This is a genomic window from Mesorhizobium sp. M7A.F.Ca.ET.027.03.2.1 (assembly GCF_003999175.1).
GTDB lineage: Bacteria > Pseudomonadota > Alphaproteobacteria > Rhizobiales > Rhizobiaceae > Mesorhizobium.
In genome coordinates this window covers 1-3119 of sequence record NZ_RZOM01000750.1, presented here as the reverse complement: position 1 = coordinate 3119, position 3119 = coordinate 1, and the positions used below count along the sequence as shown (strand labels likewise).

Annotated in this window: 1 protein-coding gene; it reads right to left on the bottom strand. The window is 63.4% G+C overall.

Features of this window, described 5'->3' with window-relative positions:
* A partial coding sequence (locus EN750_RS26140; RefSeq protein WP_245482814.1) for an error-prone DNA polymerase occupies positions 1 to 3119 on the bottom strand: 3119 nt, incomplete at both ends.

Sequence of the window (3119 nt, the reverse complement as noted above, 5' to 3'; positions counted from 1 at the left end):
ATGTGGACCACGCCCGATTCAGATTGCAATTTTCCGGTGACCTTGACGAACCGGGCGCCCATGACGATCGGCCGGTAACGGTCGAAGGTTCTTTGCCAGAAGATGACGTTGGCCACCGCCTTGTCGTCTTCCAGCGTCAAGAAGATCGCGTTGCCCTTGCCGGGGCGCTGCCGCACCAGCACGAGGCCGGCGACGGAGACGCGCCTGCCGTCGCGCACGGAAGGCAGGTTCGCATTGGGGGTGACGCCGGCGCGGTCGAGCCGCTCGCGCAGGAAGGCGACCGGATGCGCCTTCAGCGACAGGCCGAGCGCGCGGTAATCATGGATGACATGCTCGCCGAGCGGCATTTTCGGCAGCCTCGTCTCGGGCTCCAGCTCGCGCAGGCGAAGCGCCGGCTGGTCGAACAGCGGCAGCCTTTCGGCGGCGCTCTTGCCGTCGAGTGCGCGCACCGCCCACAAGGCTTCGCGACGATCAAGGCCGAGCGAACGGAAGGCGTCGGCCTGCGCCAACCGCTCGATCTCGCCGACATCGAGGCCGGAGCGCAGCCAGACATCCCGGACGGATACGTAGCCTGAGCCGCGCTGTTCGACGAAAGCCGCCATGCGCTCCTTCGACAGGCCCTTGATCTGGCGGAAGCCGAGCCGGACGGCATGCTTCGTCTCGATGACGCCGCGCATGTCGGCATGGCGCGGGAGGATACGGGCCGGATCGAAAGGTGCTTTCTCCAGCGTACAATCCCACACCGAAAAATTGACGTCGACATCGCGAATGTCGACGCCATGGTCGCTTGCGTCGCGCACGAGCTGGGCCGGCTGGTAAAACCCCATCGGCTGCGAATTCAGGATCGCGGCGCAGAACACGTCGGGATAGAAGGTCTTGAACCAGCAGGAGGCATAGACGAGCAGGGCGAAGGAAGCGGCATGGCTTTCGGGAAAGCCATATTCGCCAAAGCCCTCGATCTGCTTGAAACAGCGCTCGGCGAAGTCCTTCGTGTAGCCCTTGCCGACCATGCCATTGATCATACGGTCGCGGTAATTGCCGATGGTGCCGGTGCGCTTGAAGGTGGCCATGGCGCGGCGCAGTTCATCGGCCTCGCCCGGTTTGAAACCACCGGCAACGATGGCGATATTCATCGCCTGCTCCTGGAACAGCGGCACACCAAGCGTCTTGCTGAGGATCGCCTCCAGCTCCGGCTTTTGATACTCGGCCTGCTCCTTGCCTTGCCGGCGGCGCAGATAGGGGTGGACCATGTCGCCCTGGATCGGGCCCGGCCGCACGATCGCCACCTCGATGACAAGGTCATAAAAGGTTTTCGGCTCAAGGCGCGGCAGCATCGACATCTGCGCCCGCGATTCAATCTGAAAGACGCCCAATGTGTCGGCACGGCAGATCATATCGTAGACCCGGGCGTCTTCTGCCGGCAGGGTGGCCAGCACATAAGGTCGGCCGTATTTGTCTCGCGCCTTTGGATAGTGGTCAGTAAGCAAGGTGAAGGCGCGCTGGAGGCAGGTCAGCATGCCGAGCGCCAGCACGTCGACTTTCAGGATCTTCACCGCGTCGAGATCGTCCTTGTCCCATTCGACCATCTTGCGCTCGTCCATCGCCGTCTTGACGATGGGCACGATCTCGTCGAGCCGGTCCCTGGTGATGACGAAGCCGCCGACATGCTGCGACAGATGGCGGGGGAAGCCCATGATCTCATTGGCACGCTCCATCACGTGCCTCGACACCGGATCGGTGCGGTCGAGGCCGCCGGCGCGGGCTTCCTTCTCGCCAAGCTCCGATGTCGACCAACCCCAGATCGAGCCGGAAAGCGATGCCCTGACATCCTCGGACAGGCCCATCGCCTTCGACACTTCGCGCAGCGCCGAACGGCCGCGATAGCTGATGACGGCGGCCGCAAGTGCCGTGCGCTTGCCGCTGTATTTCTCGTAGATGTACTGGATTACGGTTTCGCGCTTTTCGTGCTCGAAATCGACGTCGATATCCGGCGGCTCGTTTCTCTCCTCGGAAATGAAGCGCTCGAAGAGCGAATCGATTTTTTCCGGTCCTACTTCGGTGATGCCGATGCAGAAGCAGACGACCGAATTGGCGGCCGATCCACGTCCCTGGCAGAGAATATCCTTGCTGCGCGCGAACTTGACGATGTCGTAGACAGTCAGGAAATAGCGGGCATAGTTGAGGCGTTCGATCAAAGCGAGCTCTTCGTCGATGCGCCTGGTCACCGAATCCGGCACACCCGCCGGATAGCGGTTGGCCGCTCCCTCCCGCGCCAGCCGCTCCAGTTCAGCCTGTGGGCCAAGACCCGATTCCGTCGGCTCGTCCGGATAATTGTACTGAAGGTCGCTCAACGAAAAGGTCAGTTCTTCCGCAAACCGCAGCGTCTCGGCCAGCGCTTGCGGATGCCTGCGGAACAGGCGGGCCATCTCCATTGGCGGCTTCAGATGACGCTCGGCATTGGCGCTGAGTTGCAGCCCGACCTCGGCGACGGGCGTGTTGAGGCGGATCGCGGTCAGCACGTCCTGCAGCGGGCGCCGTTCGGCCGTGTGGTAGAGAACGTCGTTGGTCGCCATCAGCGGAATACCGACGCTCTCGGCAAGCGCCGCGGCCTGCTCGATGCGGAAACGGTCATTGCCGGCGTAGTCGGGCGAAACGCCAAGCCGCAGGTTCCTGCCGAAGCGGCCTTTGAGGTCTCCAAGCAGGGGAAGACTATCTTCCGCGCCCGCCGACAGACCGGGCAGGACCGCCAGCGACATCAGGTCACCCCATTCGAGGAGGTCGCCGCGCTGGAGAAGGGTGGCGCCTTTTTCGTTCTCGTCGCGCAGATTGGCTTGGGTAAGCATGCGGCACAGATGTCCCCAGCCCTTGCGGTCCTGGGGATAGGCGAGGATGTCCGGCGTGCCGTCGCCGAAAACCAGCCGGCAGCCGGGGTGATAGGAGAGCTTTTCGACCTTGGCCTGTTGCCAGGCGCGCACCACGCCGGCCACCGTGTTGCGGTCGGCAAGCCCGATCGCCGAGAAGCCCAGGAGCTTGGCCGCGACCACCAGCTCCTCCGGCTTGGAGGCGCCGCGCAGGAAGGAGAAATTCGACTGGATGCCGAACTCGGCATAGGGGATGAC